Raw genomic sequence first — 4,118 nt, forward strand, 5'->3', positions numbered from 1 at the left:
CCAGACTTGACCGTTATTCAGGGTTGAGGCTAGATAGAGGCATGAACTTACGCGAAGCCTTAGCCTCATTGGACGATCCACGCTACCAGAACCGGCGCTATCCGCTGTGGGGGGTGGTGGCATTGGTGCTGGTGGCCTTTGTGTGCCGGGTGGACTCCCTGCGGGGTGTGGCCCGCTTTGCCCAAGCCAATCCCTTCCTGTGTAAGCCCCTGGGCTTGCGCAAGGCCCCAGGACGCAGCTCAATCGCCCAGCTCATCCGCCGCTTGGACCCGCAAGCGCTGGGTTCAGCCCTGCAACAGGTCTTTCCCGAACTCCCCCTTCCCGCCTCTTTCCCTACCTCTACCGCTACTACCTCTGCCCTGGTCGCGGATGGCAAGGTCTTGCGGGGGAGTGCTAAAGGCGAGAGCCCGGTGGTGCGGGTGGTGGAGCTGTGGTGTGAGCAAGCCCGCCACAGCCTGGCCCAGGCCCAAGTCGGTGGGCGGGAGGATGAGGCCTTGCTGGGTCTGCTGGAGCGCATGGGGCTGGAGGGTTTAGCCGGTCGGGTGGTGGTGGCCGACGCGGGCTTCCTCTACCCCCGGGTGGCCGAAGCCATCCGGGCTAAGGGGGGGATTACCTGCTGAGCCTGAGAGCCAACCAAGCCCGGGCGTTGGAGGCGGTAGAGTGGCTGTTCGCTTGCCTGGACGAGCATCCCCTGCCCGGGGAAAGCATCGTCCAGTGGGAAGAACTCCGTGACGGGGAGGTGTGGCGCTACCGGGCCTCGGCCTCCCCCCATCTCCCCCCCTGGCTGGACTTCCCTTTTGCCCGGCAGGCCGTGCGCCTGGAGCGCTGGGTGTGGCATAAGCGCAGCAAGCAGCAGCGCTACAGCGTGCACTACGCCCTGAGTAGCCTCAGACCCGAGGCGGCGGGGGCCAGGCGTCTGGGCGAACTCATGCGCCAACGCTGGGGCGTGGAGAACCGGAACTTCTGGGTACGCGACGTGCTCTTACGCGAGGACCATGCCCAGGCCCGTGGCGCCCTGGCCTTCAACCTTTGTGCCCTGCGGGCTTTCGTGCTGAACTGCCTCAACTACCGCAAGGTCCAGGCTAAAAAAGCCGCCCTGGAAGCCTTCTCCTTCAACCCCCTCTCCGCTTTGAGGTTCCTGGGGTTGCATACAAAAGATGTATAGCGGTCAAGTCTGGACATCTTATTGCGCCACTGGGTTAAGGATGCCCCGGTAGATAAAGTGATTGACCTGGCGCGAAATGATCCTGATGAGAACGTACGCTACCGGAGCATCCTAATCCTTGGCGAAATCGGTGACGAGCGCGCTTTGGAGGTGCTCGAGTGGATTAAGGACAACGATGAGGGAGAGAATTGGGAGGGTGAACCGCTGAAATATACAGCAGAGTGTGCCATTTGCCAGATACAGCAGCGGCTATCCTCTGCGGCCAGCCCGGCGCCCCCTCCCCCGTGGGCCGGGTAGAGCGCGAGCCCCGCCCCGTGGCGCAGATGAAGCGCCACCTCGAGCGCCACTACCCCAAGGACGTCACCCCCGCCGACCCGTGCCGCCTCACCGGGCCCGGGGTCAACCTCGCGCTCTCGGAGCGCTAAGGGCGTGCTATCGCCGGCGGGCCCGGAACACGATCCCCACCGCGATGAGCACCAGCGCCGCCCCAGCGAGGGTCCACGCCCCGATGCCTTCGCCCAGCACCAGCCAGCCCAGGAACAGCGCCACCACCGGGTTGACGTAGGCGTAGGTCGTCACCAGGCTCACCGGCAGGAGCTTCACGGCCAGGATGAAGGAGGTGTAGGCCAGCAGCGAGCCGAAGACGATCAGGTAGGCCAGCGCCAGCCAGCCCTGGAGGGTGGGCATGGCCCAGCGCTCGCCCAGCAGGGGGGAGAGCAGCAGGAAGGCTAGGCCGCCGAAGAGCTGCTGGTAGGCCGAGACCACGACGGGCTCGAGGCGGGTCTGGTTGCGCTGGTAGTAGAGCGTGCCCGCCGACCACAGCATGGGGGCCAGCGCCAGCAGCAGCACGGCGAGCAGCGTGGTCTGCGAGCTCTGGGAGAGCTTGGGCACGGAGAGCACGACCACCCCCAGCAAACCCAGCAGCAGCCCGGCGACGAGCTTGGGCGAGGGCGCCTTGCGGTCGAGCAGGGCCTCGAAGGTCGCGGCCCAGATGGGCGTGGTCGCCACCATCAAGGCCGCGTAGCCCGAGGCGGCGTACTGGCTGGCGATGAGGATCAGGCCGTTGCCGCCTACCCACAGCACCACCCCCGACAGCGCCATCACCGCCAGCTCGCGGCGGCCGAGCACGGTGCGCTGGCGCGTGAGCAGGGCGTAGGCCAGCAGCACCGCCGCCGAGGGCAAAAAGCGCAGCGCGCCCATCATGAAGGGCTCGAAGCCCCCGCCGGGCCCCACGCCCAGCCGGAAGCCCAAGTAGGTGCTGCCCCACACCACGTAGAGCACGCCCAGGTGGACGAGGCCGCTGGGGGGCAGGGGGTTCAGAAGAGCGACTCCTGGCTGACGGTCTTGATCGCGCGGCTGGGCTTTTCGCCCAGGCTGTCGAGGGCCTTCTTGACCTCCTGGATGTCGATCCAGGTGAGGTGTTTGGGGCTGCCGGGCGTGCGGGCGGGGTTGCGCAGCAGATAGGCGGGGTGGAACATCGGGAAGAGCTTAATGCCCTGCCACTCCATCCACTGCCCCCGGATCTTGGTGATTGAGACCTTCTCGCCCAGGAAGTACTCACAGGCCGTCGCGCCCAGCGGCACGATGATCTGGGGCTGGATGATCTCGAGCTGCTTGTTGAGCCACAGCGTGGTGCAGGCCTTGAACTCGTCGGGCAGGGGGACGCGGTTGTTCGGCGGGCGGCACTTGACGATGTTGCCGATGTAGATGCTCTCGCGGGCGATCCCGGCGGCCTCGAGGATCTTGTCGAGCAGTTGGCCCGCCTTGCCCACGAAGGGACGGCCGGTCTTGTCCTCCTCCTCGCCCGGCCCCTCCCCGATGATGAGGAGCTGGGCGTCGGGGTTGCCCTCGCCGAAGACGACGTTGGTGCGGGTTGCGGCCAGGCGGCAAGCGGTGCAGGTGCGGGCCTGTGCGGCCAGTAGGTCCAGACTCATGGCTTTGAACATCCTACACAGCAAAAAGCCAAAAGCGCTGTAGACTGCCTCGCTTTCGGCTCGTTTTCGGATAACTCGCTCTTGTGTTGTGTGCGGTCCCGCGGGCCTCCTCGAGGCGGCGCGGGGAAAACCGGAGACGGCGGTTACTCGATGGGTTTGCGGGCCTTGCGGGCCTCGCGGCGCACCTTGGGGTCGAGGCCGATCATGAGGAAGAAGTTCTCCAGCGCGTTCTCCTGGCCCTTCACCTCGGGGTAGGCGTCCTCACTGGTGCCGGTGACGAAGGGGAGGTTCTGGTAGAGCTCCAGGGCCGTGGCGACCACCGCCTCGGGGCCGTCGGTCTCGGCGGTCTCGGCCAGGCGGGCGTACACCTCTCGACGGGCTTCGGCGTGGACACGGAACACATCGGGGTTGGGGGTTTCGGGGGCACGCAAAACGTCCTGCTTTGCGATGCGGCGGTAGTGTTTGAGCCCGCGCACGATCTCCTCGGTCGACAGGGTAACCTTAAACTCCATCCTAGTGCTCCTTTCCAGCGTGCGACTCCCAGGCCGCCGGTCTGCCCCCGTCGCCAAAAAGCGGGTGGCCGTTGGTTCACCGTGATTATAGGTTTCGCGCGGCGGCTAGGGCAAGGCCGAAGGGCCGGGCCGCGCGTTCACCCGAGCGCACGGCGTGCCGCGCCGGGCAGGCTGGGTATACTCGGTTTTATGGATAGCCTGGGGCCTTATGTTCTGCACGCACCCATTCTCCCAGGGGGTCTGATCGACCGTGAGGGCCGGGCCCTCGAGGTCTGGCAAGGACGTGATTCGCGCACCGGCATCGGCGTGGTGGTGTACCGGCCGCTCGAGGGCGAACCCCCCGAAGCGGTGGCGGGGATGCTCCCCTGGCTCGAGAGCACCGAGTCGGCCTGGATCGCCGAGATTCCCGTGGCCGCCGTGGAGGCCACCCGTTTTCAAGGAACCGCCGACCCCGGCCGCCTGCGGGCCTGGGCCCGGGGCCTGCTCGAGACGCTGGGCCGCTTGCAG

The 4,118-nt window shown here is 66.7% G+C and carries 7 protein-coding genes and 1 pseudogene; 5 read left to right on the forward strand and 3 right to left on the reverse strand.

Translation table 11 applies throughout. The annotated features are described in order from the left end of the window. The first annotated feature begins 41 nt into the window (after nt 1-41). The 4 genes from MEICH_RS30200 to MEICH_RS28820 are packed head-to-tail and all read left to right on the forward strand — an operon-like array spanning nt 42 to nt 1,590. Nucleotides 42-620, forward strand: a complete 579-nt coding sequence (locus MEICH_RS30200; RefSeq protein ID WP_027887990.1) for a transposase family protein — start codon at nt 42-44, stop codon at nt 618-620. Nucleotides 621-646: 26 nt separating this feature from the next. Further along, nucleotides 647-1,165 carry a hypothetical protein gene (locus MEICH_RS30205; protein ID WP_036197009.1) on the forward strand — a complete coding sequence of 173 codons (519 nt, stop codon included), beginning with the start codon at nt 647-649 and terminating at the stop codon, nt 1,163-1,165. A gap of 21 nt (nt 1,166-1,186) precedes the next feature. Then, entirely contained in the window at nt 1,187-1,462 is a 276-nt protein-coding gene (locus MEICH_RS30715) for a HEAT repeat domain-containing protein (protein WP_420804469.1), read from the forward strand. Then, nucleotides 1,396-1,590, forward strand: a complete 195-nt coding sequence (locus tag MEICH_RS28820) for a hypothetical protein (protein WP_157202839.1) — start codon at nt 1,396-1,398, stop codon at nt 1,588-1,590. The genes MEICH_RS30715 and MEICH_RS28820 overlap by 67 nt, the downstream gene beginning before the upstream one ends. 7 nt (nt 1,591-1,597) lie before the next feature. Here MEICH_RS28820 and MEICH_RS0114910 read toward each other — a convergent pair whose 3' ends face one another. The 3 genes from MEICH_RS0114910 to MEICH_RS0114920 all read right to left on the reverse strand — a co-directional run bounded on the left by MEICH_RS0114910 (nt 1,598) and on the right by MEICH_RS0114920 (nt 3,611). Further along, nucleotides 1,598-2,446 (reverse strand): EamA family transporter, encoded by an 849-nt coding sequence (locus MEICH_RS0114910; protein ID WP_245587682.1) that lies wholly within the window; start codon nt 2,444-2,446, stop codon nt 1,598-1,600. A gap of 35 nt (nt 2,447-2,481) precedes the next feature. Continuing rightward, on the reverse strand, nt 2,482-3,099 hold the full coding sequence (locus MEICH_RS0114915) for a uracil-DNA glycosylase (RefSeq protein ID WP_027893312.1): 618 nt from the start codon (nt 3,097-3,099) through the stop codon (nt 2,482-2,484). Between the two features lie 143 nt (nt 3,100-3,242). Further along, nucleotides 3,243-3,611: a hypothetical protein gene (locus MEICH_RS0114920; RefSeq protein ID WP_027893313.1), complete on the reverse strand. Its 369-nt coding sequence runs from the start codon at nt 3,609-3,611 to the stop codon at nt 3,243-3,245. Between the two features lie 189 nt (nt 3,612-3,800). On the opposite strand from MEICH_RS0114920, the pseudogene MEICH_RS28825 reads away from it, so the two are divergent. After that, a pseudogene (locus tag MEICH_RS28825) lies at nt 3,801-4,118 on the forward strand (hypothetical protein); the annotation flags it as partial.

The sequence above is a fragment of the Calidithermus chliarophilus DSM 9957 genome, from assembly GCF_000430045.1.
Taxonomy (GTDB): domain Bacteria; phylum Deinococcota; class Deinococci; order Deinococcales; family Thermaceae; genus Calidithermus; species Calidithermus chliarophilus.

Bases quoted from the DNA above. Each gene is read 5' to 3' on its own strand.
- MEICH_RS30200 (WP_027887990.1), top strand. From the start codon at position 42: ATGAACTTACGCGAAGCCTTAGCCTCATTGGACGATCCACGCTACCAG.
- MEICH_RS0114915 (WP_027893312.1), bottom strand. From the start codon at position 3,099: ATGAGTCTGGACCTACTGGCCGCACAGGCCCGCACCTGCACCGCTTGC.
- MEICH_RS0114920 (WP_027893313.1), bottom strand. From the start codon at position 3,611: ATGGAGTTTAAGGTTACCCTGTCGACCGAGGAGATCGTGCGCGGGCTC.